This is a genomic window from Xanthobacter sp. YC-JY1 (genome assembly GCF_021730305.1).
GTDB lineage: Bacteria > Pseudomonadota > Alphaproteobacteria > Rhizobiales > Xanthobacteraceae > Xanthobacter > Xanthobacter flavus.
Window position 1 is genome coordinate 5205453 of record NZ_CP032674.1, and the last position, 26193, is coordinate 5231645.

Below are 26193 nucleotides of genomic sequence, written 5' to 3' on the forward strand. Positions count from 1 at the left end.
CGGCGGCGGGCTCTGTCGAAGATCAGGTCAGCGCGAGGCTCAGGCCTGGCCGGCCTGGAGACGCTCGGCTTCCGCCTGCAGGCGCTGCTGATAGAGCGCGGCGAAATCCACCGGATCGATCATCAGGGGCGGGAAGCCGCCGTTGCGCACCGCGTCGGCGATGATCTGGCGGGCGAACGGGAAGAGCAGGCGCGGGCACTCGATGAGCACCACCGGCTGCAGGCTCTGCTCGGGAATGTTGAGGATGCGGAACACGCCAGCATAGACCAACTCGAAGGCGAACAAGGTGTTGCCCTCGACGCTCGCGCCGCCGTCGATCTTCAGCTCGACCTCGAACTCACCGTTGCCGCCCGGCTTGGCGTTGACGTGGATCTGGATGCTGACGTCGGGCTGGGCCGGGGGAGCGGCGAGGGAGCGCGGCGCGTTCGGATTCTCGAAGGAGAAATCCTTGATATACTGCGCGAGCACGTTCAGCGACGGCGCCGCATTCGGGTTGGGGCCGCCATTCTGCGAGGCCATGCGCATCTCCATCCATGGGGTGTTGGGCCGGCCCCGCGGGCACGACCGGAAAGCGCGGCGCTGCTAGCACGCTTTCCGCCGCGGGTGCAAGGATGCGGGCGGGTGAGGTAGGCCGGTCTTCAACCGGAGGATGCCTCCCGACGAGTTTGGAGACGGGACCATGGACGAGGACAAGACAGAGCCGCGCAAGCCCCTGAGCGAGGCGGCGAAGCGTGCGCTGGCCGAAGCCGAGGCCCGGCGAGCGGCCATGGACGCCGCGCTGAAGGACCGGCCGAAGGAGATCAACGGCCGGGACGGTCCGGAGCCGGTGCGTTACGGCGATTGGGAAGTCGGGGGCATAGCCACCGACTTCTGAAGGGGCCTCAGCCGACCAGTGCGAGGCCGATGAGGCCGGCGATGCCCACCGCGATGCGCCACCAGCCGAACGGCGCATAGCCGTGCTTCGACACGAAATCGAGCAGCGACTTCACCACCACCACCGCCGCGCAGAACGCCGCCACGAAGCCGATGACGATGAGCAGGCCATCGTCCATCGAGAGGTTGTTGCGGTTCTTGTAGAGGTCGTAGGCGAACGCGCCGAACATGGTGGGCAAGGCGAGGAAGAAGGAAAATTCCGCCGCCGCCCGCTTGTCCACACCCATCAGCATGGCGCCCACGATGGTCGAGCCGGAGCGCGACATGCCCGGGATCATGGCGAGGCACTGGAAGAAGCCGATGATGAGCGCGACGTGCCAGGGCAGGCCCATGGCGTTGTTGTAGCGCGGCTGCGGCACCACCTTGTCGATGAACAGCAGGATGATGCCGCCGAAGATGAGTGTGCCGCAGATGAGCGCGGGTGTCTCGAACAGCACGCTCTTGATGAAGCCGTGCGCCGCGGCGCCGATCACCGCCGCCGGCAGGAAGGCGATGAGCACGCCGATGACGAAGCGCCGCGCGCCCGGATTTGTGGGCAGTTGCTGGGCAACGCGCAGGAAGCGCTGGAAATAGACGGTGAGGATGGCGAGCACGGCGCCGAGCTGGATCAGCACCTCGAAGGTGTGGCCGTTGCTCTCGAAGCCGAGGAAGTGCCCGGCAAGCAGGATATGGGCAGTGGACGAGACGGGGATGAATTCCGTCAGCCCTTCCAGCAGGCCGAGGACGAGCGCTTCGAGCATATCGCCGAGAGTCATGGGTGAGAAAATCCGGGAGGCGGGAGCAAGACAGGCGCCATCCTCTCCGCTTGCCTTCGCGGGTGCAACGTGGCGCGCCGCTGCGGCAGGGCCGCCTCTGTGGCCGCCGCGCGTTTCCGGCCACGCTGTGGCCACATCGCAACAACCCGGAAAATACCTCAAGGGCAGGCGGCAAAAGCCCTCGCGGCATCGTTAACCCTTCGATCACCATGATCGAACTGCGAAATGCCAGCGCAAACAATGCCCGGCCCGCGGTGCAGCAGCGAGGAACCAATCGGAAAGGTTCGGCCCCTAATCATATGGGACGCCGGGTGCCTCGCCCCCTCCCTTCGACCCCCGGCGAAATCGGCCCATGTATCTGCATCATCATCCCTTTTGCCCCCATTCCCGATTCGTCCGCCTGCTGCTCGCCGAGTACGGCCTGGAGCCGGAGCTGGTGGAGGAGCGCGTGTGGGAGCGACGGCCGGGCTTCCTGGCGCTCAATCCGTCGGGGGAGACGCCGGTGATCGTGGAGGAGATGGCGGCCTCGGTGCCGGGCGCCTTCATCATTGCCGAATATCTCGATGAGACCCGGGGTCTCGCCCTCGGCACCCACCGGCTTCTTCCGGAGGACCCGGCCGGCCGCGTGGAGGTGCGCCGGCTGACCCAGTGGTTCAACGAGAAGATGTATGTCGAATCGACCGAGCCGCTGGTGCGCGAGCGCATCCACAAGCGCTACATGTCGCGCGAGCAGGGCGGCGGTTCGCCGGATGCCACCTCGCTGCGCATGGCGCGCGCCAATCTGCGCTATCATCTAAAATACATCGGCTGGCTGGCCAAGGCGCGCAAATGGCTCGCCGGCGAGAGGCTGAGCCAGGCCGACCTTGCCGCCGCCGCGCATCTCTCGGTGGTCGATTATCTGGGCGATGTACCGTGGGACGAGGACGAGCACGCGAGGGACTGGTACGCGCGGATCAAGTCGCGCCCGACCTTCCGCGCCCTGCTCACCGAGAGCATCCCGGGAATGCCCCCCTCCAAGACCTACGCGGACCTCGATTTCTGACCGACGCGGGCGGGCTGGAGGAGATCGTCCGCCGCCTCGCCCGTGAGGAAGGGTTCGATGCCGTCGGCATCGCCCGGCCCGAGGCTAGTGTGCCCGCCGGGGAACGGCTCCGCACCTGGGTCGCCGATGGCGCCTATGGCGACATGGGCTGGATGGCCGAGACGCTGGACCGCCGCGCCGATCCACGAACGCTGTGGCCGGACATGCGCAGCGTCGTCCTGCTCGGCCTCAATTACGGACCTTCGGAAGATCCCCGCGCGGTGCTGGCGCAGAAAAGCGCAGGCGCCATCTCGGTCTATGCGCGGGCCGAGGACTATCACGACATCATCAAGCCTAAGCTCAAGCGCGTCGCCCGCGCGCTGCTGGCGGAGGCCGGCCGGCGCGGCGTCACTGCGGATGTGAAGGTGTTCGTGGATACCGCGCCGCTCATGGAGAAGCCGCTCGCCGCCGCGGCGGGGCTGGGCTGGCAAGGGCGGCACACCAATCTCGTCTCGCGGGAGTTCGGCTCCTGGCTGTTCCTCGGCGCCATCGCGACGACATTGGAGCTTAGGCCGGACGCGCCGGAGAAAGACCATTGCGGCTCCTGCCGCGCCTGTCTCGACGCCTGCCCGACCGCGGCGTTTCCCGCGCCCTATGTCATCGATGCGCGGCGCTGCATCTCCTACCTCACCATCGAGCACAAGGGGCCGATCCCGGCCGAGCTGCGCCTGCTCATGGGCAACCGCATCTATGGCTGCGACGACTGCCTCGCCGCCTGCCCCTGGAACAAGTTCGCGCAGATGGGGCAGGAAGCGAAACTCGCCGCGCGGGCGGAGAACGATGCCCCGCCGCTGGCGGAACTGGTGGCATTGGACGACGCCGCCTTCCGCGCCCGATTCCCGAAAAGCCCGATTAAGCGGGTGGGGCGTGACCGGTTCGTGCGCAACGTGCTGATCGCCATTGGCAATTCCGGGGATGCCGCGCTGCTGCCGCTGGTGGAGGCGCGTCTGGCGGATGAATCCGCTGTGGTAAGAGGTGCCGCGGTGTGGGCGCTGGGGCGGCTCGCGGACCCTTCGATGGTCGCTCGTCTGGCGGCCGAGCGGGGCTCGGCGGAGACGGATACCGGGGTATCAAACGAGTGGATCGCAGTTACTTCCGGGGCGTGAGACCCGCCGCTGTTTCCATCGGCCAGGTTTGCCGGTAGGATCAAAGGCTCACGGAACCATGAAGGGGGCGACAAGAGCTGGCGTCACGATCGCGTCGCGCCCACACGCGAAGATCGACGGCGACAGAACAGGCGACATGCACGAGCCCCGCAAGCTTTATGTGAAGTCCTTCGGCTGCCAGATGAACGTCTACGATTCCCATCGTATGGCGGACACGCTGGCACGCGAGGGCTTCGTGGAGACGCAGGACCCGGCCGAGGCCGACCTTGTGATCCTGAACACCTGCCATATCCGCGAGAAGGCCGCCGAGAAGGTCTATTCCGAGCTCGGGCGCCTGAGGAAGCAGAAGCAGGAAGCCGGCTCCGACACCATGATCGCCGTCGCCGGCTGCGTCGCCCAGGCCGAAGGCGCGGAAATCATGCGCCGCGCGCCGGTGGTGGACGTGGTTGTCGGCCCCCAGAGCTACCATCGCCTGCCCGAGCTTCTGGCCGAGGCGAAGGCCGGCAAGCGGGTGGTGGACACCGAGTTTCCCGCCGAGGACAAGTTCGACCACCTGCCCGCACCCACCCGCGCCGCCACCCGTTCGCGCGGGCCGGCAGCCTTCGTGACGGTGCAGGAGGGCTGCGACAAGTTCTGCACCTTCTGTGTGGTGCCCTACACCCGCGGCGCCGAGGTCTCCCGTCCGGTCACGAAGATCCTCGACGAGGCCGCCCGTCTTCTCGACCAGGGCGTGCGCGAGATCACCCTCATCGGCCAGAACGTCAACGCCTTCCATGGCGAGGGACCGGACGGCAAGGTCTGGAGCCTCGCCCGGCTCATGGAGCGCCTCGCCGAGATGAAGGGGCTGGCGCGGCTGCGCTACACCACCTCCCATCCGCGCGACATGGGCGAGGACCTCATCGCCGCCCACCGCGACCTGCCGCAGCTGATGCCCTATCTGCACCTGCCCGTGCAGTCCGGCTCCGACCGCATCCTCGCCGCCATGAACCGCAAGCACGGCCGCGACCTGTTCCTCTCGCTCATCGAGAAGATGCGCGACGCACGGCCGGACCTCGCCCTCTCCTCCGACTTCATCGTCGGCTTCCCGGGCGAGACGGACCGCGACTTCGAGGACACGCTGGATCTGGTGCGCGAAGTGGGCTTCGCCAGCGCCTATTCCTTCAAGTACAGCTCCCGCCCCGGCACGCCCGCAGCCGAGCATGACGCGCAGGTGGCGGAAGAGGTGAAGACCGAACGCCTCGCCGAGCTGCAGAAGCTGCTGGAAGCCTCCAAGTCGGCCTTCGACGCCGCCTGCCGTGGCCGCACCTTCGATATCCTGCTGGAAAAGCCCGGCCGCCAGCCGGGCCAGCTCATCGGCCGCTCGCCTTACCTTCAGAGCGTGGTGGTGAACGATCCGCCCGCCGGCATCGGCGAGCTTCTCACCGTCACCATCACCGATGTCGGCCCGAACAGCCTCGCCGGCGTTCCCGCCGAGACACCCCTTTCCCCCGCTTTGTCCCGGCCGCTTGCGGCCATGGAGGCCTGAGCTTGCGCAGATCCGGCAGCGACAACCGTGATCGTCCCCTGGCGGCCTCCGCGCCGCAGGCTTCCCCCGGTCCCGCCCGTGCGGCGGTGACGGCCCCCTGGGCCGATCCGGACGAGCCTCCGGCCGCCCATGTGGTGCTGGCCTTCGACGACAACCGGCTCGCGACCCAGCTGTTCGGCCATTACGGCCGCAACCTCGCCCTCATCGAGCGCAAGCTGGGGGTGAAGGCGGATTCGCGCGGCAACCACGTGACGCTGGAAGGCGCGCGCGATGCCTGCGAGCAGGCCCGCGCCGTGCTGGAGCACCTGTACGAGGCGCTGCGCAAGGGCCGCGACATCAGCCAGGGCGACGTGGACGGTGCCATCCGCGAGGTCACCTCGCAGGGCTCGCTGTTCGACTTCGATCCGGCCGAGCAGCGCCAGTCCTTCGACGAGATCCACTTGCGCCGCCGCCCGGTGCGCGCCCGCACTGCCGCGCAGGATGCCTATATCCGCGCGCTGAAGCGGCACACCTTGGTGTTCGGCAACGGACCCGCCGGCACCGGCAAGACCTGGCTCGCGGTGGCCTACGCCGTCCATCTGCTGGAGCGGCGGATGGTGGACAAGATCATCCTCTCCCGCCCGGCCGTCGAGGCCGGCGAGCGCCTCGGCTTCCTGCCCGGCGACATGAAGGAGAAGGTGGACCCCTATCTGCGCCCCATCTACGACGCGCTCTATGACCTGATGGACCGCCCCTTCGTGGAGCGGGCGCTGCAGTCCGGCGAGATCGAGATCGCGCCGCTCGCCTTCATGCGCGGCCGCACCCTCTCCAACGCTGCCGTGATCCTGGACGAGGCGCAGAACGCCACCTCCATGCAGATGAAGATGTTCCTCACCCGCCTGGGCGAGAACTCCCACATGATTGTCACCGGCGACCCGAGCCAGACCGACCTGCCCGGCGGGCAGGTGTCCGGCCTTGCGGAAGCCGTGCGGCTGCTGGAGGGCGTCGAGGGCGTCGGCATCTGCCATTTCAAGGCCGAGGACGTGGTGCGCCACGAGTTGGTGCAGCGCATCGTCTCCGCCTACGAGAGGCTCGACGCGGCCAAGATCGAGGCGGCCTCGGCCCGCCTCGCCGGCAAGGCCGGGAGCTGAGCCATGGCCGCGCCCGCCCCTGTTGCGCAGCTTGCCGAGATCGACGCGGACATTGACGTCGCGGTGGAGGCCGAAGGCTGGTCCGTCATCGCGGATGCCGAAGCCGTCGCCATCCGGGCCTGCCGGGCGGCGCTGGCCGCCTGCGCCGAGGATGTGCCGGAGCCGTGCGAGGTAGCCATCACCCTCACCGACGACGCGCGCATCCGCGTGCTCAACCGCGACTGGCGGGACATGGACAAGGCGACCAACGTCCTGTCCTTCCCCCAGCCGGACCTACCCGACGACATCGACGCCCCCCAGCCGCTCGGCGACATCATCGTCGCGCTGGAGACGCTCAGCCGCGAAGCCGAGACTGAGGGCAAGGCGCCGGCCGATCATCTCGCCCATCTGGTGGTGCACGGAACGTTGCACCTCATGGGCTACGACCATCTCGAAGATAACGAAGCAGAGGAAATGGAGGCGCTCGAGCGCGACATCCTCGCGGGCCTGGGGATCGCTGATCCCTATGGCCTGCCCCAGGACTGACGTGCAGGCGGCTTGATAACGAACATGTCCAACATTGACCAACCGACCGAGACCAGCTCTTCGGAGCCCCAAAGTTTTCTCGATCGATTGCGTGCCCTCCTCGGCACGTTCCGCCCGCACGGCTCCCTGCGCACCGACCTCGTGGAGGTGCTCGCCGCGGCGGAGACACCCGAGGAGGAGGGGGAGTTCACCCCATCCGAGCGCAAGATGCTGCGCAACATCCTGCACCTGCGGGAAGTGGGCATCGGCGACATCATGGTGCCCCGCGCCGAGATCGTCGCCGTTCGCAAGGACGCGCCGCTGGGCGAACTGCTGAAGCTGTTCGTCACCGTCGGCCATTCCCGGCTCGTCGTCTATGACGACACGCTGGATGACCCCGTGGGCATGGTCCACATCCGGGATCTCATCGCCTTCCTCGCCGGCGACCTCGCCTCCGCGTCCGGCAAAATCGACCTCGGCAAGGTCAATCTCGACGCGACGCTGGAGACCGCCGGCCTCATCCGCCGCATCCTCTACGTGCCGCCGTCCATGCCGGCGGTGGACCTGCTCGTCTCCATGCAGGCGGCACGGACCCATCTCGCCCTCGTCATCGACGAATATGGCGGCACGGACGGCCTCGTCTCCATCGAGGACGTGGTGGAGGAGATCGTCGGCGAGATCGAGGACGAGCACGACGAGGCGGCCGAGACGCTGCTCACCCGCCAGCCCGACGGCAGCTATCTCGCCGACGCGCGCACGCCGCTTGAAGCGGCGGTCGAGGTGCTCGGCACCGGATTCGCTTCGGAAGAAGCTATGGAGGAAGTCGACAGCGTCGGCGGCCTCGTGGTGCGTATCGCCTCGCGGGTGCCCAAGTCCGGCGAGGTGATTTCCCTGCCGGGCGGCTTCGATGTGGACGTGGTGGAGGCCGATCCGCGCCGGCTGAAGAAGCTGCGCATCATCCCGCCCCGGGATCTCGACGGCAACGCCGCCGGTCACACCCTTCCAGACGCCTGACCTTCCGCGTGGCTTTCCCCTCCAAGGTCGCCCCCCGGCGCGGCGCACCCGTGTCAGGCCTGTCGTGGCGCGGGCGCATCCTGATGCTGCGCTTCCTCACCGGCTGGCGCCGGCGCTTCGTCGCCTGGACGGCGGGGGCGGTCGGCGCCCTCGCCATGCCGCCGTTCGATCTCTGGCCGGTGCTGGCGCTGAGTTTCCCGGTCCTCGTGCTGCTGCTCGACGGCTGCCGGGGCGATCTCAAGACCCGTCTCCTTGGGGCCGCGGGAGTCGGCTGGTGGTTCGGCTTCGGCTATTTCCTCGCGTCCCTCTGGTGGATCGGCGCCGCCTTCCTGGTGGAGGCGGACGTGTTCGGCTGGCTGCTGCCCGTCGCGGTGGTCGCCATGCCCGCCGGGCTGGCCCTGTTCACAGCGTTCGGAACGGCGGTCGCGCGGCTCCTGTGGTCCAAGGGGGGCCTCAGGCTGTTCGCGTTCACCTTCGGCCTGACGCTGGCGGAGTGGCTGCGCGGCCATGTGCTCACCGGCTTTCCCTGGAACACCTACGGTTATGCGGTCTCCGACGATCTGCTGCTGATGCAGGCCGCATCTGTGATCGGCGTGTGGGGCCTCACCTTCTTCTGCGTGCTCCTGCTGTCCACGCCGGTGCTGCTGCTCAACCCCAATCGCCGCAGTTTCGCGGCCGTGGGCGCCGCGGCCGTGGTCATCGCGGGGACGGCGCTATGGGGCGGCTACCGGCTCTCGGTGACGCCGCTCGAGACGGTGCCCGGCGTCGCGCTCCGGGTGATGCAGCCGAACCTCTCGCAGGACAAGAAGTTCGCTTACGACCGGCGCGAGCAGATCCTCAAAGACTATCTCGCGCTGAGTGCGAAGAAGAGCGAGACCTATCCTGGCGGGCTCGCCGACGTCACCGTTCTGATCTGGCCGGAATCGTCCTTTCCTTTCATCTATGAGCGCGAACCTTGGGCGGCCGAGGCCATTGCCGCTGTTCTGCCGCCCAATGTCACGCTGGTGACGGGCGCGGTGCGCTACGACTTCCCCCCGTCCGGCCAAAGATCGCCTTTCTTCAATTCCATCAGGGTGATGGATCATCGCGGACGGGTCCTTGAGAACACCGACAAGGTGCATCTCGTCCCGTTCGGCGAGTACCTGCCGTTCCAGGCGGAGCTGGAGGCGCTGGGCATCGAACAACTTACGCGTGTGCGGGGTGGTTTCTCCTCCGGTGCGGCATTCCGCGCGCTCCAGATCCCCGGACTGCCGCTCGCCTCTCCGCTTGTATGTTACGAAATTATCTTTCCTGGAAAGGTAGTTCCCCAGGGTCCACGCCCGGCCTGGTTGCTCAATCTCACGAACGACGCGTGGTTTGGCCTGACCCCCGGTCCCTACCAGCATTTCGCGCAGGCCCGTATGCGCGCTGTGGAAGAAGGACTTCCGCTGGTGCGCGCAGCGAACACAGGGATCTCTGCCATCGTTGATCCCTTGGGACGTATTGTCGCATCACACGGCCTCGGACTCGAGGGTCTGGTGGACGGCCCCCTTCCAAAGCCGCTGCAAACGGTTTCCGTTGCAGCCAAGCTTGGCGGTACCGTCATCTTCGCGCTTCTGGCGACGGCCCTTGCCCTTGCTTCCGTACCGCTTTGCGGTTGCATTACACGCAAAGGTTGATCGACGCATTCCGATTGTATGCCTATGTTCGCCGGCAATCAGGGCAGCCTTCGCGATGCGAAGTATCGAGTAATCTTTTCCGACATAGCCGGAGAGACCATGGTCAAGAAGGCGCCGAACCCTATTGATAAGCACGTTGGCTCACGTGTCCGCATGCGGCGGATGATGGTGGGAATGAGCCAGGAGAAGCTGGGCGAGCATCTCGGTATCACCTTCCAGCAGATCCAGAAGTACGAAAAGGGCACGAATCGCATCGGAGCGAGCCGGCTCCAGCAGATCTCGACGGTGCTGGGTGTTCCCGTCGCCTTCTTCTTCGAAGGCGCTCCCACCGTTGGCCCCGAAGGCGAAGGCTTCTCCGAGGAACAGTCCCCGGCCTACGTCTCCGACTTCCTCGCCACCTCCGACGGACTGACGCTCACCCGGAACTTCATGCGCATTACCGACGCCCGCGTGCGCCGGCGCATCGTCGATCTGGTGATCGCCATCGCCGGCGAGACCGAGGCGTGAAGCGTTCGTTTTGGCGAACGTTTTCGCACTGACGACCTTGACCGCCCGCCGCTGCGTTGCCACAAAGGGCGGCCGCACCGCGGCGCGGGCGTAACAGGGGCCGTCATATGGCGCGTCAATCGTATCTTTTCACGAGCGAGTCTGTTTCCGAAGGTCATCCGGACAAGGTCTGTGACCGGATTTCTGACGAGGTGGTCGACACCTTCTTCCGCACCTCGGAAGCCGAAGGCTGGGACCCGAGCCAGGTTCGCGTCGCGTGCGAGACGCTCGCCACGACCAACAAGGTGGTGATCGCCGGCGAGACCCGTGGTCCGTCGTCCATCACCAAGGACCTCCTCTCTCACGCTGCGCGTCTCGCCATCCGGGACATCGGCTACGAGCAGGCCGGCTTCCACTGGGAAAACGCCGACATCGACGTGCTGCTGCACGCGCAGTCGGCGGACATCGCCCAGGGCGTGGACATCGCCGGCAACAAGGATGAGGGCGCCGGCGACCAGGGCATCATGTTCGGCTATGCCGTGCGCGAGACCCCGGAGCTGATGCCCGCTCCCATCTATTACGCCCACAAGATTCTGAAGGTGCTGGCGGAAGCCCGTCACTCCGGTGATACCCGCGCGCTCGGCCCCGACGCCAAGAGCCAGGTCACCGTCCAGTACGAGAACGGCAAGCCGGTGGGCGTCACCCAGATCGTGCTGTCCACCCAGCACCTGGACGAGAACCTCACGTCCCACGACGTGAAGTCCATCGTCGAGCCCTATATCAAGAAGACCTTGCCGGACGGCTGGGTGACGGACGCCACGGTGTGGCACGTCAACCCCACCGGCAAGTTCGTCATCGGCGGCCCCGATGGTGACTGCGGCCTCACCGGCCGCAAGATAATCGTGGACACCTACGGCGGTGCCGCGCCCCATGGCGGCGGCGCCTTTTCCGGCAAGGATCCGACCAAGGTGGACCGTTCGGCCGCCTATGCCGCGCGCTACCTCGCGAAGAACGTGGTCGCCGCCGATCTCGCCGACCGTGCCACCATCCAGCTTGCCTACGCCATCGGCGTGTCCGATCCGCTGGCGGTCTATGTGGACCTGCACGGCACCGGCAAGGTGGACGAGGCGAAGCTTGAAAAGGTGCTGCGCGAGGTGATGAACCTGCGTCCCCGCGGCATCCGCGAGCATCTCGGCCTCACCAAGCCCATCTATGCCCGCACCGCCGCCTACGGCCATTTCGGACGCGCGCCGGAAGCGGACGGCGGCTTCTCTTGGGAGAAGACCGACCTCGTGGGCGCGCTCAAGGCTGCGGTGGCCTGAGCCCTCAGGGGCTGCCACCTTCGTACCTTGACCCATCTGTGTTGACCCGCCGGCCGGATTGCCCTGCAGTCCGGCCGGTGCCTTTTTCAGCATGACCCCCATGAGCCAGCAGCCGAGCGAACACCAAAGCCAGTCCGCGAGCCTCCCCTCCGCCGCCACGGAGTTCGAGGCGCGGGGCGCCTTCTATGGCCGGCGCATCGGCAAAACGCTGCGGGGGCTGCAGCAAGACGCCCTCACGCATCTGCTGCCGCGCTACAAGCTCGATCTGGACGCGGCCTCCGTCCCGGCGAACCTGTTTCCCGAACCGAGAGCGGGATATTGGCTGGAGATCGGCTGCGGCTGCGGCGAGCACCTGATTGACCACGCAGCCCGACGTCCCGACATGGGCTTCATCGGTGCGGAGCCCTTTCTCAACGGCCTCGCCCGGATGCTGGTGGATCTCGACGCCCGCAGCCTCGCCAATGTGCGCGTGTTCGATCTGGACGCGGCACTGCTGCTGGACCGGCTGCCCACCGCAAGTTTTGAGGGCGTGGATCTTTTTTATCCCGATCCCTGGCCCAAGAAGCGGCATTGGAAGCGGCGCTTCGTGCGTCCCGACAATCTAGATCGGCTGGCCCGCGTCATCCGCCCCGGCGGCGTGTTCCGCTTCGCCTCCGACGTCCCGCATTATGTGGGCTGGACCCTTGCCCACGTGCGCGCGCACGGCGCTTTCACGTGGACGGCGCAGCGGGCCGACGACTGGCGCAAGCCCTATCCGTTCTGGCCGGGGACGCGATACGAGGCCAAGGCGATCGCGCAGGGTCGCGTGCCGACCTACCTCACCTTCGTGCGGCGCTAAAACCGGCGTTCATTCGCCCGCCGCGTAGAGCGCAGACAGCCCCTCGCGATAGGTGGGGTGGCGCAGCGTCACCCCGAGCTCTTCCTTGAGCCGGGCATTGCCGACGCGCTTGTTGCCGGACCAGAAGGAGAGCGCCATGGGGCTCATCTCCCGCGCAGCCTCATCGAAGGGAATCGCCGGCGGCGGCTCCATCCCCAGCAATTCTGCGGCGTAGGCGATGGGATCGCCGGGCGGGGCGGGCAGGTCGTCGGTGACGTTGATGATGCCGTCATAACGGTGCGCGATCGCCGCCCGGATGGTGCAGACGATATCGTCCACATGGATGCGGTTGAACACCTGCCCCGGCTTGTCGATGCGCCGGGCCTCGCCCGCGCGCAGCTGAACCAGGGCGTTGCGCCCGGGACCGTAGATACCGGCAAGGCGCAAGACCGCCACGCGGACGCCGTGCGCGCGGCCGAACGCCTGCCAGTCCGCTTCCGCCTTCAGCCGCCGTTCAAGGCGCGCGCTGCCCGCGCGCGGCGGGGTCGCCTCGTCCACCCAACCACCGTCATGGTTGCCATAAACCCCAAGCGTGGTGAGATAGATCACCTGCCGGAGGCGGCCGCCAGCCAGCGTTTCCGCAGCGCAGCACAGGATGGGCTCGCCCCGATCGTCCGGTGGAGCGGACGCGAGCAGGATCTGGACCTCGCCCAGAGCCGCGGCGAGACCATCCCCCAGCGTCCTGCCATCGAAGGCGAACGCCTCCACGTCGGGCGGAAAGGTGGAGAGGCGCGCCGGTTCCCGCGACGTACCGATGACGCGGCCGAACGCGGCGCGGTCCTCGGCCAAGAGGTGCCGGGCGCAATAGCCGAAGCCGATGGCGGCAAGCGAGATCATGACCGTTTGATGCCGGAGGTGCCGGCGTCCGGCAAGGGCTTCGGTCGGTCCTCATCCTGCGATCGGCCGGCGAGGGCGCAGGCGCAGAGCCGACGCACCGTCGCTTCGCTTTCGCGCGTCACGCTCTTGCGGTCGTGGGCGGCATCGAGCCGCACCGGCGCGCCGAAGGTGACTTCCACATCGATGGCGCCATGGCGCAGCACGTCCATCAGGTGCGGCGCCAGCTCCATGTCGCCGAACCACGCCGCCACGGGCCGGTGGCTGCGGCCCATGGGCAGGCCCTGCAAGCGCACATAGGACACGGCGAGGGGCTGGACCACCACCTCCGCCCCGGCGGCAAAGGCCTCGCGCGCGGCGCCCACCAGGGCTGTGCGGAACGGCAGCACGCGGTTGCCGTCGCTCGACGTGCCCTCGGCGAACAGCACCACGGGGTCGCCGTCGGCGAGGCGATCGGCGATCTCCCGGTTCACCGCGCCGGTGGCATGGCGGCGCTGGCGATCGACGAAGACGGTGCGCTGGAATTTGGCGAGAAGGCCGATGAGGGGCCAGCCGGACACCTCGCTCTTCGCCACGAAAAATAGAGGCGTGAGCGAGCCGACCACCGGGATGTCGAGCCAGGAGGCGTGATTGGCGAGGATCAGCAGGGGGCGGTCCGCAGCCGGCGCGCCGCGCACATGGACCCGCACGCCGATGAGCCGCAGCAGGATACGGTGATAGAGCCGGGGGATGTGGCGACGGGCATCAAGGCCGAGCTTGAGCGAGATCCACTGAAGGGGAATGCCAACCAGCGTCACCGCGCCGACCATGCTGAGCACGCCGGCGAGCCGCAGGCGGTCCATCAGGCGCGACAAAGCCGGCTGCTCCGGCCCGAGGGGCGGCAACAACTGACCGTCGCTGGAAGCAGGCGCCGACGGTCGCCCGCCGGGAGGCGTCACTGCTTCTCGTCCTCGTCGAGCGGCACAGCATAGAGCTCGAGGCGGTGGCCACGGAGCTTGAAGCCGAGCTGGCGGGCGATCTGCTCCTGCAGCGCCTCGATCTCCTCGGAACGGAATTCGATGACCTGGCCGGACCTGAGATCGATCAGGTGGTCGTGGTGCTCGTCGGGCATCTGCTCATAGCGGGCCCGGCCATCGCCGAAATCATGGCGCTCGATGATGCCGGCATCTTCCAGCATCTTCACGGTGCGATAGACCGTGGAGATGGATATGTTGTCGTCGATGGCCACGGCCCGGCGGTGCAGCTCTTCCACGTCGGGATGATCCTGCGCGCCGGACAGCACGCGGGCGATGACCCGGCGCTGCTCGGTCATCCGCATGCCCTTGGCGAGGCAGGCTTCCTCAATGAGGCTGATCTTTCCGCTCAAGCGGGACCTCCGCGACGACCCAGGGACATTCCCCTGCCTTATCGCGCCGCCGCTTCCGCGCCGCAAGGGGGCGGACAAAGGCTTGCCGAAGCTCAAAAGTCGCGGCGCAGCAGCAGCGCGTCGGCGCCGCCCGCATAATAGCCCCGGCGACGACCCACCTCGCCATAGCCCAGGCGCGCATAAAGCGTGCGGGCGGCGGCGTTGCCTTCCTCCACCTCCAGGAAAGAGGTGGAGACGCCTTCCGCCGCGAGGCGGGCCAGGTGGAAAGCCACCAGCGCCCGGCCGATGCCCCTGCGGCGACGGTCGGTGACGACAGCGACAGTCAGGATTTCCGATTCGGGAGTCACGCAGTGGGACAGGACGAAGCCCACCGGCGGCTTGCGCGGCCCGTGCGTGGCCACATGGGCACGGACGGCACGGTCGGCGAGGAGCCGCTCGAACTCGTCGGCCCCCCAGCCCCGGGCAAATGCGCGGGCGTGGATGGCGGCGAGATGGGGGATGTCCGCCGCCGTGGCAGCCCGCAGCAACGGCGGGCGGGGCGGAAACAGGCGATCGAGCAGGCGCTTCATCGGCGGGCGATGCGGGCCTTGTCCTGCGGCTTGGCATCGGGGGGCCGCAGGTAGAGCGGGCGCGGCTCGGCCGCTTCGGGATCGGCGACCGAACCGAGCCGGGCGACCCAGGCGACATCGGGGGCCGGCGTATCATCGATCAGCTCCGGCAGTTTTTCCGCCGGCGGCCACGCATCGGCCACGAGATTGGCCCCGGAGCCGACGATCCGCACCGCACCGATGGCCACCGAGCGCGCCGCCTCCCGCACGCTGGTGATGCGCGGGGCGATCAAGGTGCGCCCGCCAACGCCAAACATCTGGAGGAACACGTGACCATGGCGGGCATCGATGGCCGACACCACCGGAACCGCGTCGTCATGGGCGAGATAGGGCGCCGCAAGGGCAGCCAGCGTTGTCACGCCCACCACCGGCCGATTGGCTGTCAGCCCGAAGCCGCGGGCGGCGGAAAGACCCACCCGAAGCCCGGTGAAACTGCCCGGTCCGACCGTGACGGCAATGCGGGCGAGGTGCTCGAAATCGATCCCCGCGGAGCTCATCACCTGCTCCACCAAGGGGATCAGCGTCTCCGCATGTCCCCGCTCCATGAGCAGCGAATCGCCCGAGACGATGCTGTCCGTCTCGGTGTCGAGCACCGCGGCGGAGCAGGCGGCAAGCGCCGTGTCTATGGCGAGGACATACATGAACGCGGGCACCCCGATCGCCGCCACGATCAACCGAAACCGTGGCGGGGGGAAGCGGCCCGGCACGCTCACTTTCGGGAAAGGTTAATGGGACCGTTCCCGAATACCGCCAAACCGGACCCGCGTCGTCAGACGGCCCGGACTTCCGCCACTTCCGGCACGAAATGCTTCAACAGATTCTCGATGCCGTTCTTGAGCGTGGCGGTCGAAGAGGGGCAGCCCGAGCAGGAGCCCTTCATGTTGAGGAACACCACGCCATCCTCGAAGCCGCGGAAGGTGATGTCGCCGCCGTCATTGGCGACCGCCGGGCGCACGCGGGTCTCCAGCAGCTCCTTGATGGTGGCGACGATCTCGCCGTCCTTGGCATCGAAGAACTCGTCGCCGTCGCTGACATCGGGCTTCACGCCCTCGGACAGCACCGGGGCGCCGGACATGAAATGCTCCATGATGGCGCCGAGGATGGCCGGCTTGATCTGCGGCCACTCGCTGTCGGCCTTGGTCACGGTCACGAAGTCCGAGCCGAGCATCACCGCCGACACGCCGCGCACGTCGAACAGGCGCTGGGCAAGTGGGGAGAGATCGGCGTCCTCGGCCGAGCGCAGGTCGAGCGTGCCCTCGCCCAGCACCGAACGGCCGGGCAGGAACTTCAGGGTCGCCGGGTTCGGCGTGGTTTCCGTCTGGATGAACATGGCCAATCCTCAAAAGAAACGGCGCGGGGAAAACCCGCCGGTTTCTCTCAAGATAGGGAGGACGCCGCGAAACGGGAAGGGAGCTATCCGGGATCGTCCCGAATTGACACGCCCCGCTCCAGCTTCACCGAACGGGAACGGAACGAAAGGCGCGCGAATCACGAGCCGGGCGCTGTTGGCCATTCGTTCCCGGGAGAACCCGGCCGGGGCACGCCCGGCCAGGCTAAGGGGTATGCACGCTCGCGGGCGAGCGCTCAGGTGTTCATGGAATCGAAGAAGTCCTGGTTGGTCTTCGTCTGACGCAGCTTGTCGAGCAGGAACTCGATGGCGTCGACCGTGCCCATCGGATTCAGGATGCGGCGCAGGACGTACATCTTCTTGAGCGTGTCGGCGGGAACCAGCAGCTCTTCCTTGCGGGTGCCGGACCGGGTGATGTCGATGGCCGGGAACACGCGCTTGTCGGAGACCTTGCGGTCGAGGATGACCTCCGAATTGCCGGTGCCCTTGAACTCCTCGAAGATCACCTCGTCCATGCGCGAGCCGGTCTCGATGAGGGCGGTCGCGATGATGGTGAGGGAGCCACCTTCCTCGATGTTGCGCGCCGCGCCGAAGAAGCGCTTGGGCCGCTGGAGGGCGTTGGCGTCCACACCGCCGGTCAGCACCTTGCCGGAGGACGGCACCACGGTGTTGTAGGCGCGGCCGAGGCGGGTGATGGAATCCAGCAGGATCACCACGTCACGGCCATGTTCGACCAGGCGCTTGGCCTTCTCGATGACCATCTCGGCCACCTGGACGTGGCGCACGGCTGGCTCGTCGAAGGTGGAGGAGACCACCTCGCCCTTCACCGAGCGCTGCATGTCGGTCACTTCCTCGGGCCGCTCGTCGATGAGCAGCACGATCAGGAAGCACTCCGGATGGTTGGCGGTGATGGACTTGGCGATGTTCTGCAACAGCACCGTCTTGCCGGTGCGGGGCGGCGCCACGATCAGGCCACGCTGGCCTTTGCCGATGGGCGCCACGATGTCGATGATGCGCGGCGAGAAGTCTTTCTTGCTGCCGGTCGGCTCATCGTGCTCGAGCTTCAGCCGCTCGTCGGGATAGAGCGGCGTCAGATTGTCGAAATTGATCTTGTGCCGCGACTTCTCGGGGTCCTCGAAATTGATCGTGTTGACCTTGAGCAGCGCGAAATACCGTTCGCCCTCCTTGGGAGAACGGATCTGTCCCTCGACCGTGTCGCCGGTGCGCAGGCCGAAGCGGCGGATCTGGGAGGGGGAGACGTAAATGTCGTCCGGACCGGGGAGATAATTGGCCTCAGGAGAGCGCAGGAAGGCAAATCCATCCTGCAGGACCTCGACGACACCCTCGCCAATGATCTCCGTCTCGGTGGCGGCCAGCTGCTTGAGGATCGCGAACATCAGCTCCTGCTTGCGGAGCGTGCTTGCGTTTTCCACCTCATTCTCCTCGGCGAAGGCGAGGAGCTCGACGGGGGTCTTGGACTTGAGGTCTTGAAGTTTCACTTCCCGCATAAGGGAAAGCCTCGATGGGTATTGGGGGGCCGGGTGCCGATCGGTCAGGATCGGGATCGGCTGGTGGAGGGAAGGACGGGATCGCAGGTCTTCAGGGGAAGCCGGGGGCACGCAGCTCGCCGCCTGACGCGCCGGCCGGACCAAGACGGCTCCACCAGGACAGCGTCTTCAAGACGACGCCATGAGCGGACGCCGGACCGAAAGGAAGCGCGTTCGCCTGCGTTTGGGAAAGCACCGGCAAGATAGGCGTGCCTTCAGGGGTGCGCAAGTCCCCCTAAAGGCGTGGGTCGGATCAAAACGGTTTGACCACCACCAGAATGACGATGCCGATCATCAGCAGCGTCGGGACCTCGTTGGCGATGCGGTAGAAGCGTGCCGGCCGTTTGTTGCGGTCCTCGGCGAATTCGCGCACCCAGCGCACGAGGAATCCGTGCATCGCGGACATGGCCAGAACCAGCGCGAACTTGGCGTGAAACCAGCCGGCCTTGTACCAGCCGCCCTCATAGACCAGCCACAGGCCGGCGAGCCAGGTGACGATCATCGCCGGGTTGATGATGGCCTTGAGCAGCCGCCGTTCCATGACCTTGAAGGTCTCCGACTGCACCGAACCCACCTCGGCCGCGCAGTGATAGACCATCAGGCGCGGCAGGTAGAGCATCCCCGCCATCCACGCGATGACGGCGATGATGTGCAGCGCCTTGATCCACTCATAGAGCATTGAAACAAAAGCCTCATCTGTCCTGGTCAGCGGGCGCGGCGCACCGCCTCGACGAACTTTTCCACATGCTCCAGCGGCGTTTCCGGCCGGATGCCGTGGCCGAGGTTGAAGATGTGGCGCACGCCGTCGAAATCGGCGCGGATGCGGTCCACCTCCTCCTCCAGCGCCGCCCCGCCGGCGATCAGCCGCAGCGGGTCGAGATTGCCCTGAAGCGCCACGGTGTCGGAGAGCCGCTGCCGCGCCGCGCGGCGGTCGGCGGACCAGTCCAGGCCAATGGCGTCGATGCCGGCGTCCGAGATCGCTTCCAGCGCCTCGAGGGTCGCACCCTTCGGGAAGGCGATGATCCGGACATAGGGATGCTTCGCCTTGAGCCCCGCGACGATGCGGCGCAGGGGTTCGGCGCACCAGCGCTCGAACGAGGCCGGGTCCAGAACCCCCGCCCAGGTGTCGAAGATCTGCACCGCGTCGGCGCCGGCTTCCACCTGCCCCGACAGATGGGTGATGGAAGCTTCCACCAGCCGGTCGATCAGCTCCTGGAACAGCTCCGGCTCGCGCAAGGCGAGGAGGCGCGCCGGCGCCTGATCGTCCGTTCCCTGCCCCGCCACCATGTAGGTCGCCACCGTCCACGGCGCGCCGCAGAAACCGATCAGCGCCGTCTCGGCGGGGAGCTGCGCCCGCACGTCGGCGATCGCCTCGTAGACCGGACCGACCTTGGCGGGATCGAGCGTGTGCGACAGGGCAGACAACGCAGCGCGATCCGCCACCGGGGTCAGGCGCGGACCTTCGCCGGCCTCGAACCTCAGGCCCGTGCCGAGCGCATGGGGAATGACGAGGATGTCCGAGAAGATGATGGCCGCGTCAAAACCGTAGCGGCGGATGGGCTGGAGTGTCACCTCGGCGGCAAGGCTTGGCGTGTAGCACAGGGTCAGGAAGTCGCCGGCCTGCGCCCGGACGGCGCGGTACTCCGGCAGATAGCGTCCGGCCTGACGCATCATCCAGAGCGGAGGTGGGTCCTGGACCGTGCCGTCGAGAACCGAGAGGAAGCGCGATCGCGTGGCTGGAGAGCGGTCCATCCCGTCCCTTCAATCAAAGAGAGATATTTTTAAATGAGAGAGTCTTTGTTGTCTTAACGGTTGATTAACCAGTTGCCGGCTCGTCGACAACCGATCCACAGCCGAACCCATAGCCGACATGCGACTTGCCGCGAATGCGAAGCCGGCGAAAGGCCGGTTAACAAAGGATTAACGCACCCCCTGCGGAAACCCGTCCACATCGACGCACAGGGCGGGACTGGAATCTCTCCCGTAGGGTGATCGTGTGGATGGATTTTGGACTTATCCAGAGGCCGCCCTTGCAAGGGGCCAAAGCGCGTGCCTTCCTCAACAGCCTTCCACAGGAGCGGTGGACAAGTGACTCAGTCGAAGCCGAGCGAGGCCTATTTCCACCTCCACCTCGTGTCGGACGCCACGGGCGAAACCCTGATCAACGTTGGCCGGGCGGCCAGTGCGCAATATGCGAACGTGCTGCCCATCGAACACGTCTATCCGCTGGTTCGTTCCATGAAGCAGCTGGAGCGGGTGCTGATCGAGGTGGAGGCCAATCCCGGCATCGTCCTGTTCACCCTGGTGGACAAGGACATCCGCGGCCGCTTGCGCTCGCGTTGCGAAGAGCTGGGTCTGCCGCATCTCTCGGTGATGGCGCCGGTGGTGCGGCTGTTCCAGTCCTATCTCGGTGGGGAGCCGACGCCGCGCGTGGGTGGCCAGCACGCGCTGGATGCGAGCTATTTCAAGCGCATCGACGCCCTCAACTTCACTGTCATGCATGACGACGGGCATCTCACCGAAGACCTCGAGCATGCCGACGTGGTGCTGCTCGGCGTGTCGCGCACGTCCAAGACGCCGACCTCCATCTATCTCGCAAATCGCGGGATCAAGGCGGCGAACATTCCCCTCGTGCCCAACGTCCCGCTGCCGCCGAACATCGAGAAACTGAAGAAGCCGCTGGTGGTGGGCCTTGTCGCCAGCCCGGAGCGCATCGTCGAGATCCGCCAGAACCGGCTGCTGGGGCTCAATGCCGTGGAGACGGGATCATCCACCTATACGGACCGTGAGGCGGTTTCCGAGGAGCTGGCCTTCTCCCGCCGGCTGTGCGCGCGCAACGGATGGCCGCTCATCGATGTCACGCGCCGCTCCATTGAGGAAACAGCGGCCAACATCCTCAGCCTCTACAGCGACCACCGCCGCCGCTCCATCGCTGAAACCTGAGACCGCCTGAACCTGAGGCGTGGCGCCTGATTGGGCTGCGCTTCGGTTTGCATCGCGGGCGAAGGCATGAGATCAGCGCAGTGCGTCATTTTCTGACGGCAGCGCAACAGAGGAGAGACGATCGTGTGGCGTGGCGAACAGCCGCTCGTGCTCGCGTCCAAGAGCGCGACCCGATTGACCCTTCTCGTGCATGCGGGCGTGCCCGTGGAAACCGTGGCCGCCGATGTGGACGAGCGCGCCCTTCAGGAGGCCGCCGGTGACACGGACCCGGCCGGCATTGCCCTCATGCTCGCGCGGGCCAAGGCGCTGTCGGGATCGAAGGCCGCCCCGGGACGCCTGGTGCTGGGGGCCGACCAGACCTTGGCGCTGGGGCCGAAGATCTACCACAAGCCCGCCTCGGTGGAGGCTGCCCGCAACCAGCTGTTCGAGCTTGCGGGCCAGACGCACGCGCTCCATTCCGCCGTTGCGGTGGCGAGCGATGGCGTGGTGCTGTTCGACACGGTGGTGAGCGCCTTCCTCACCATGCGCCCGCTCACCGAGGAGACGCTGGCGTCCTATCTCGCCGCTGCCGGTCCCCGTGTGCTGACCTCGGTTGGCGCCTATCAGCTGGAATCGGTGGGGGTGCATCTCTTCACCCGCGTGGATGGAGACCACTTCACCATTCTCGGCCTGCCGCTGCTGCAGCTTCTGCCCTTCTTCCGCGAACAGGGGCTGCTGCCATGACGGTTCGGGCCTGTGTCACCGGCCAGCCCGTCACCTATTCCCGCTCGCCGCTGCTGCACGGCTATTGGCTGAAGGCCTATGGCATCGACGGCGCCTATGAACGCGAGGAGGTGCCGCCCGAGATGGCGGCGGATTTCTACCGGAGCCTTGCCGCGCGGGGCTATGCCGGTTGCAATGTCACCCTGCCCAACAAGGAGATCGCCTTCTCCGTCCTCGACGAGGCGGACGAAAGCGCCGCCGCCTTGGGCGCGGCCAACACCCTCTGGCTGGACGGCGGCAAGCTCCATGGGGCGAGCACCGACGGCTATGGCTTCATCGCCAATCTTGATGCCTCCGCTCCCGGCTGGGACGGCGCGCGCAATTGCGCTCTGGTGGTGGGCGCCGGCGGTGCCTCGCGCGCCGTGGTTCATGCGCTGGTGGGGCGAGGCTTCGACCGGGTGGTGCTGGCCAATCGCACGCTGGAGCGGGCCGAGACGGTGGCATCGCTCTTCGGGCCGCGCGTGCGCCCCCTCGCCTTCGACCGCATCGCCGAGGTGATGGGCGAGGCGGATATCCTCGTGAACTGCACCTCGCTGGGCATGAAGGGATCGGACCCGCTGACCCTCGATCTCACGCGGCTGCGCCAGGAGGCGGTGGTGAGCGACATCGTCTATGTGCCGCTGATGACCCCGCTCCTGAAGGCGGCCTCCGCGGCCGGCTTCCGCATTGTGGATGGGCTTGGCATGCTGCTGCACCAGGGCGTGCCCGGTTTCCGCCGCTGGTTCGGCGTGACGCCCGAAGTGACGCCGGAGCTGCGGGCGGTTCTGGTGGAAGACCTTCGCGCCAAGGGGCAGCTGGAGGCCTGAGAGATGTGGGTGCTCGGCCTCACCGGATCCATCGGCATGGGCAAGTCAGCCACGGCTCGGATGTTCCGGGCGCTGGGCGTGCCGGTGCATGATGCCGATGCATCGGTCCACGCGCTCTACCGTGGCACGGCCGTGGCACCGGTGGAGGCGGCCTTTCCGGGCGTGACCCGTGACGGCGTCATTGATCGTTCGGCGCTGGGCGCCCGCGTGCTCGGCGATGCGGAGGCGATGAAGCGGCTGGAAGCCATCGTTCATCCCCTCGTCCGCGAGGCTGAAACTGCCTTCCTCGCGAAGGCGCGCGAGAGCGGAGCACGGCTGGCGGTTCTGGACATTCCGCTTCTGTTCGAGACGGGCGGCGACAGGCGCGTCCATGCGGTGGCTGTGGTCAGCGCGTCGAAACCTGTGCAGCGCGAACGCGTGCTCGGCCGCGAGGGCATGACGGAAGAGAAATTCGAGACCATTCTCGCCAAGCAGATGCCGGACGCCGAGAAGCGCCGCCGCGCTCACTTCGTCATCGATACCGGGCGCGGCTTTGCCGCCGCCGAACATCAGGTGGCCGGGATCGTGCGCGCATTGGCGGGGCCGGGCCGCGGCCGGAAGGGTTGAGGGGACACCATGCGCGAGATCGTGCTCGACACCGAGACCACGGGCCTCGAGGCCTATGGCGGCGACCGGCTGGTGGAAATCGGCTGCGTCGAGATGGTCAACCGCATCCTCACCGGCAACGTCTTCCACGTCTATATCAACCCCCAGCGGGACATGCCGCAGGAGGCGTTCAACGTGCACGGTCTGTCGGCGGAATTTCTGTCCGACAAGCCGATTTTTTCTCAAGTTGCTGACGAATTCCTGGAATTCATTCAGGAAGATACTTTGGTCATCCACAATGCGGCCTTCGACATCGGCTTCCTGAATGCCGAGCTGGAGCGCCTCGGCCGCCCGACCATCGCGCGCGACCGGGTGGTGGACACGCTGGCGCTCGCGCGCCGCAAACATCCCGGCGGCGGAAATCGTCTCGACGACCTGATGAACCGCTACGGCATCGATTCGTCGCGCCGGGTGAAGCATGGGGCGTTGCTCGACGCCGAACTTCTGGCCGAGGTCTATAGCGAGCTGCTCGGCGGGCGACAGGCGAGCCTCATCGGTCTCGTGGAGGAGACCACCGAGGCGCCCCGCCTCGTGGTCGAGGCGCGCGCGGCGCATCCGCGTCCCGTTCCCCTGCCCCCGCGAATCAGCGCCGCCGAATCAGAGGCCCATGCCGCCTTCGTCGCGGCTCTCGGTGAGAAGGCGATCTGGCTGAAATATGCCGAAGCGCCCGCGGCGGAGAAGACGGCGAGCTGACCGCCAGCCCGCATCCTCTTGCACCCAGAGATTCGCATTACAATCGAAATTCAATCAAAAGTTGATCGATTGGGAAGGCCTCTGGCGGCGAAACGCCCGCTCCCCCGGTTCATCGGTCATCCGTTTTCTGTCGGCCTCTGGCGACTCTCTGAAGCGATTTCAGAGGGGGTCATTTCCCGCCGCCGGGTCATAAAGCCGATTTCAGGCCAAAATCGCCTCTACTGCCGCCTTGATCCCTTCGGGCTCGGTCACCGGCAGCGAACAGCGCTCACCGACGCACACGAAGGCCGCTCCCCCTTCCGGGGCGGACGAGATCCTGGCTGCGGTGACGCTCCCGGCCGGCGCCGCCACCCCTTCGGCGCGCACCACGACCCGGAGCGGGAACGGGACCTTGAGCGCAGCTTGGGCCAACGCTTCCTCTTTCACACCGGTGGTGACGATCTCGGCGAGGCCGAGGCGCGTGGCGATGGTGTTCAGCGTGGCGCCATGGGCGAGCACATTGCGCGCCGCCGCTCCCGACAGGCCGGCGAGGATGCGGTCGGCGCGCGTACGCAGGCTGTCGTCGCCGGTGAGGGCGGCGAGCCGGATGAGGGCGTCAGCGGCGACCGCATTGTAGTTCGGCACGGCTTCATCATGAGTCGCGGAGGGCCGCACGATGAGGCTGTCCCCGTCATCAGCGGTGAGGAAATAGGTCCCCGTGGCGGGGTCCAGATGGTGCTTTTCCAGCGCATCGAGGAAGGTTGCCGCCAGCCGGAAGGGCGCCTTGTCCCCCGTCGCCTCGGCCAGCGCAATGCCCGCGCGGGCCATGGCTGCGAGGTCGGAGGCAAGGCCCGGCCTTACCATCTTGTCCCCGCACCAGGAATGGGCGAGGCGGCCGTCCTTCACCATGTGCGCCGTCACCGCGCCGAAGGCCGTGCGCGCGAGGCCGACCCATTCTTCTTCGCCTAGGAAGGCGCCGGCGCGGGCGAGCGCGGCGATCATCAGGCCATTCCAGTCGGCCAGCACCTTGTCGTCCCGCCCCGGCCGCACCCGCCCCGCCCGTCGCGCGAGCAGCTTTTCGCGCAGGGGCACGAGCCGCGCCTCGTCCTCGGCCGAAACCACCCCGGCATCGGTGCGGTTGAGGATGCTTCCTTCCTCCCAGTTGCCGGCTTTCGTCACGTCGTAGATGCGGGCGAAGAACGCTGCATCCTCAGCCCCCAGCACCTCTTCGATCTCCGCCAGTGACCAGACGTAGAAGCGCCCCTCATGGCCTTCCGAATCGGCATCGAGGCTCGCCGTGAAGGCGCCGGAGCGGGCCAGCATCTCCCGCTTCAGCCATCCCACGGTCTCGCGGGCCCGTTGCAGGAAGAGCGGGTCGCCCGTGTCGGCATAGGCCAGCGCGAGCAGCTCCAGCAGCAAGGCGTTGTCGTAGAGCATCTTCTCGAAGTGCGGGACGAACCAGATCTCGTCCACCGAATAGCGGGCGAAGCCGCCGCCGAGATGATCGTAGATGCCGCCCTCGCACATGCGGTTGAGGGTGAGCGCGACGAGCGCCGTCATGGCATCGTCGCGATTGCGGGTGCCGGCGCGCCAGAGCAGTTCGAGCAGGCCCGATTGCGGGAATTTCGGTGCCCCCTTCAGACCGCCATGCACCGGATCGATCAGCGGCACGAGGCGCCGGGCGGCATCGTCGAGATCGTCGATGCCGATGGCCACGCCCTCCGTCGGCTGGGCCGCCTTCTTGAGCCGGGCGAGGATCGCCTGCGTGTTCTTCTCCACCTTCTCCGGGCTTTCGGAGAACACGGATGAGACCTGCTGCAGCACCTCGCTGAAGCCGGGCCGGCCATAGCTCGCCTTGGGGGGAAAATAGGTGCCGCCCCAGAACGGCCGGCCTTCGGGATCGAGGAACATGGTGAGCGGCCAACCGCCGCTCTGCCCGAGCTGCTGGAGCGCGGACATGTAGATCTGGTCCACGTCCGGCCGCTCCTCCCGGTCCACCTTGATGTTCACGAACAGCGCGTTCATCAGCGCCGCGATCTCGGGATCCTCGAAGCTCTCGTGCGCCATCACGTGGCACCAGTGGCAGGCCGCATAGCCGACCGAGAGGAGGATGGGCTTGCCGGTCGTCCGCGCCTCCGCGAGCGCCTCTTCCCCCCAGGGCCACCAATGCACCGGATTGTCCTTGTGCTGGAGCAGATAGGGGCTCGTCTCGCGGGACAGGCGATTGAGGCTCATGTCGGAAATCCTTCGGCTTTGGCCGGCTTTGAAGGC

General features: G+C 67.0%; 28 protein-coding genes. 16 read left to right on the forward strand and 12 right to left on the reverse strand.

Annotated features, from left to right (window positions below; genetic code table 11):
- Positions 1-39: 39 nt before the first annotated feature.
- Positions 40-519, reverse strand: a complete 480-nt coding sequence (gene secB, locus D7006_RS24450; RefSeq protein ID WP_168458696.1) for a protein-export chaperone SecB — start codon at positions 517-519, stop codon at positions 40-42.
- A 160-nt stretch (positions 520-679) separates the two neighbouring features.
- On the opposite strand from secB, the gene D7006_RS24455 reads away from it, so the two are divergent.
- Positions 680-874, forward strand: coding sequence for a DUF1674 domain-containing protein (locus D7006_RS24455; protein WP_169123480.1), 195 nt, complete (start codon positions 680-682; stop codon positions 872-874).
- A gap of 7 nt (positions 875-881) precedes the next feature.
- Here D7006_RS24455 and D7006_RS24460 read toward each other — a convergent pair whose 3' ends face one another.
- Positions 882-1688, reverse strand: a complete 807-nt coding sequence (locus tag D7006_RS24460) for an undecaprenyl-diphosphate phosphatase (RefSeq protein WP_237354890.1) — start codon at positions 1686-1688, stop codon at positions 882-884.
- Between the two features lie 352 nt (positions 1689-2040).
- On the opposite strand from D7006_RS24460, the gene D7006_RS24465 reads away from it, so the two are divergent.
- The 10 genes from D7006_RS24465 (at position 2041) to D7006_RS24510 (ending at position 12352) form a co-directional block, all read left to right on the forward strand.
- Positions 2041-2730 carry a glutathione S-transferase family protein gene (locus D7006_RS24465; protein WP_237354892.1) on the forward strand — a complete coding sequence of 230 codons (690 nt, stop codon included), beginning with the start codon at positions 2041-2043 and terminating at the stop codon, positions 2728-2730.
- On the forward strand, positions 2727-3875 hold the full coding sequence (gene queG / locus D7006_RS24470) for a tRNA epoxyqueuosine(34) reductase QueG (RefSeq protein ID WP_237356996.1): 1149 nt from the start codon (positions 2727-2729) through the stop codon (positions 3873-3875). Before D7006_RS24465 ends, queG begins: the two co-directional genes overlap by 4 nt.
- Positions 3876-4011: 136 nt before the next feature.
- Entirely contained in the window at positions 4012-5400 is a 1389-nt protein-coding gene (gene miaB, locus D7006_RS24475) for a tRNA (N6-isopentenyl adenosine(37)-C2)-methylthiotransferase MiaB (RefSeq protein WP_237354894.1), read from the forward strand.
- A gap of 86 nt (positions 5401-5486) precedes the next feature.
- Entirely contained in the window at positions 5487-6530 is a 1044-nt protein-coding gene (locus tag D7006_RS24480) for a PhoH family protein (RefSeq protein WP_169123558.1), read from the forward strand.
- 3 nt (positions 6531-6533) lie between these two features.
- Positions 6534-7055, forward strand: coding sequence for an rRNA maturation RNase YbeY (gene ybeY / locus D7006_RS24485; RefSeq protein ID WP_229645941.1), 522 nt, complete (start codon positions 6534-6536; stop codon positions 7053-7055).
- A 24-nt stretch (positions 7056-7079) separates the two neighbouring features.
- A complete protein-coding gene (locus D7006_RS24490; protein ID WP_237354896.1) occupies positions 7080-8048 on the forward strand; it encodes a hemolysin family protein in 969 nt (322 codons plus the stop codon).
- Positions 8049-8131: 83 nt separating this feature from the next.
- On the forward strand, positions 8132-9706 hold the full coding sequence (gene lnt / locus D7006_RS24495) for an apolipoprotein N-acyltransferase (RefSeq protein WP_237354898.1): 1575 nt from the start codon (positions 8132-8134) through the stop codon (positions 9704-9706).
- 99 nt (positions 9707-9805) lie between these two features.
- Positions 9806-10213, forward strand: coding sequence for a helix-turn-helix domain-containing protein (locus D7006_RS24500; protein WP_169123473.1), 408 nt, complete (start codon positions 9806-9808; stop codon positions 10211-10213).
- Between the two features lie 107 nt (positions 10214-10320).
- A complete protein-coding gene (gene metK / locus D7006_RS24505; protein ID WP_237354907.1) occupies positions 10321-11514 on the forward strand; it encodes a methionine adenosyltransferase in 1194 nt (397 codons plus the stop codon).
- Between the two features lie 100 nt (positions 11515-11614).
- On the forward strand, positions 11615-12352 hold the full coding sequence (locus D7006_RS24510; RefSeq protein ID WP_169123471.1) for a tRNA (guanosine(46)-N(7))-methyltransferase TrmB: 738 nt from the start codon (positions 11615-11617) through the stop codon (positions 12350-12352).
- Between the two features lie 9 nt (positions 12353-12361).
- On the opposite strand, the gene D7006_RS24515 is transcribed toward D7006_RS24510, so the two are convergent.
- The 9 genes from D7006_RS24515 to hemE form a co-directional block, all read right to left on the reverse strand.
- On the reverse strand, positions 12362-13228 hold the full coding sequence (locus D7006_RS24515; RefSeq protein WP_237354908.1) for an NAD-dependent epimerase/dehydratase family protein: 867 nt from the start codon (positions 13226-13228) through the stop codon (positions 12362-12364).
- Positions 13225-14112, reverse strand: a complete 888-nt coding sequence (locus D7006_RS24520) for a 1-acyl-sn-glycerol-3-phosphate acyltransferase (RefSeq protein WP_237354909.1) — start codon at positions 14110-14112, stop codon at positions 13225-13227. The genes D7006_RS24515 and D7006_RS24520 overlap by 4 nt, the downstream gene beginning before the upstream one ends.
- 47 nt (positions 14113-14159) lie before the next feature.
- Entirely contained in the window at positions 14160-14543 is a 384-nt protein-coding gene (locus D7006_RS24525; protein WP_229646849.1) for a transcriptional repressor, read from the reverse strand.
- A gap of 140 nt (positions 14544-14683) precedes the next feature.
- Positions 14684-15160 (reverse strand): GNAT family N-acetyltransferase, encoded by a 477-nt coding sequence (locus D7006_RS24530; protein WP_229645947.1) that lies wholly within the window; start codon positions 15158-15160, stop codon positions 14684-14686.
- Positions 15157-15840 carry a tRNA (adenosine(37)-N6)-threonylcarbamoyltransferase complex dimerization subunit type 1 TsaB gene (tsaB, locus tag D7006_RS24535; protein WP_169123556.1) on the reverse strand — a complete coding sequence of 228 codons (684 nt, stop codon included), beginning with the start codon at positions 15838-15840 and terminating at the stop codon, positions 15157-15159. Before tsaB ends, D7006_RS24530 begins: the two co-directional genes overlap by 4 nt.
- A 128-nt stretch (positions 15841-15968) precedes the next feature.
- Entirely contained in the window at positions 15969-16529 is a 561-nt protein-coding gene (locus tag D7006_RS24540) for a NifU family protein (protein ID WP_169123467.1), read from the reverse strand.
- Between the two features lie 254 nt (positions 16530-16783).
- On the reverse strand, positions 16784-18055 hold the full coding sequence (gene rho, locus D7006_RS24545; RefSeq protein WP_024281427.1) for a transcription termination factor Rho: 1272 nt from the start codon (positions 18053-18055) through the stop codon (positions 16784-16786).
- A gap of 292 nt (positions 18056-18347) precedes the next feature.
- On the reverse strand, positions 18348-18773 hold the full coding sequence (gene hemJ / locus D7006_RS24550) for a protoporphyrinogen oxidase HemJ (protein ID WP_237354911.1): 426 nt from the start codon (positions 18771-18773) through the stop codon (positions 18348-18350).
- 26 nt (positions 18774-18799) lie between these two features.
- Complete coding sequence (gene hemE / locus D7006_RS24555; RefSeq protein WP_237354913.1) at positions 18800-19846, reverse strand: uroporphyrinogen decarboxylase; 1047 nt, start codon at positions 19844-19846, stop codon at positions 18800-18802.
- Positions 19847-20182: 336 nt separating this feature from the next.
- Between hemE and D7006_RS24560 the strand changes: the two genes are divergently transcribed.
- From D7006_RS24560 to dnaQ, 5 genes are all read left to right on the forward strand, one after another.
- Positions 20183-21037 carry a pyruvate, water dikinase regulatory protein gene (locus D7006_RS24560; protein ID WP_169123464.1) on the forward strand — a complete coding sequence of 285 codons (855 nt, stop codon included), beginning with the start codon at positions 20183-20185 and terminating at the stop codon, positions 21035-21037.
- Positions 21038-21160: 123 nt separating this feature from the next.
- Positions 21161-21760 carry a Maf family protein gene (locus tag D7006_RS24565; protein WP_169123463.1) on the forward strand — a complete coding sequence of 200 codons (600 nt, stop codon included), beginning with the start codon at positions 21161-21163 and terminating at the stop codon, positions 21758-21760.
- Positions 21757-22605, forward strand: coding sequence for a shikimate dehydrogenase (locus D7006_RS24570; protein WP_237354915.1), 849 nt, complete (start codon positions 21757-21759; stop codon positions 22603-22605). The genes D7006_RS24565 and D7006_RS24570 overlap by 4 nt, the downstream gene beginning before the upstream one ends.
- A gap of 3 nt (positions 22606-22608) precedes the next feature.
- A complete protein-coding gene (gene coaE / locus D7006_RS24575; RefSeq protein ID WP_237354917.1) occupies positions 22609-23211 on the forward strand; it encodes a dephospho-CoA kinase in 603 nt (200 codons plus the stop codon).
- Positions 23212-23220: 9 nt separating this feature from the next.
- Positions 23221-23943, forward strand: a complete 723-nt coding sequence (gene dnaQ / locus D7006_RS24580) for a DNA polymerase III subunit epsilon (protein WP_237354918.1) — start codon at positions 23221-23223, stop codon at positions 23941-23943.
- 201 nt (positions 23944-24144) lie between these two features.
- On the opposite strand, the gene D7006_RS24585 is transcribed toward dnaQ, so the two are convergent.
- Complete coding sequence (locus tag D7006_RS24585) at positions 24145-26157, reverse strand: thioredoxin domain-containing protein (RefSeq protein WP_237354920.1); 2013 nt, start codon at positions 26155-26157, stop codon at positions 24145-24147.
- Between the last annotated feature and the right edge of the window lie 36 nt (positions 26158-26193).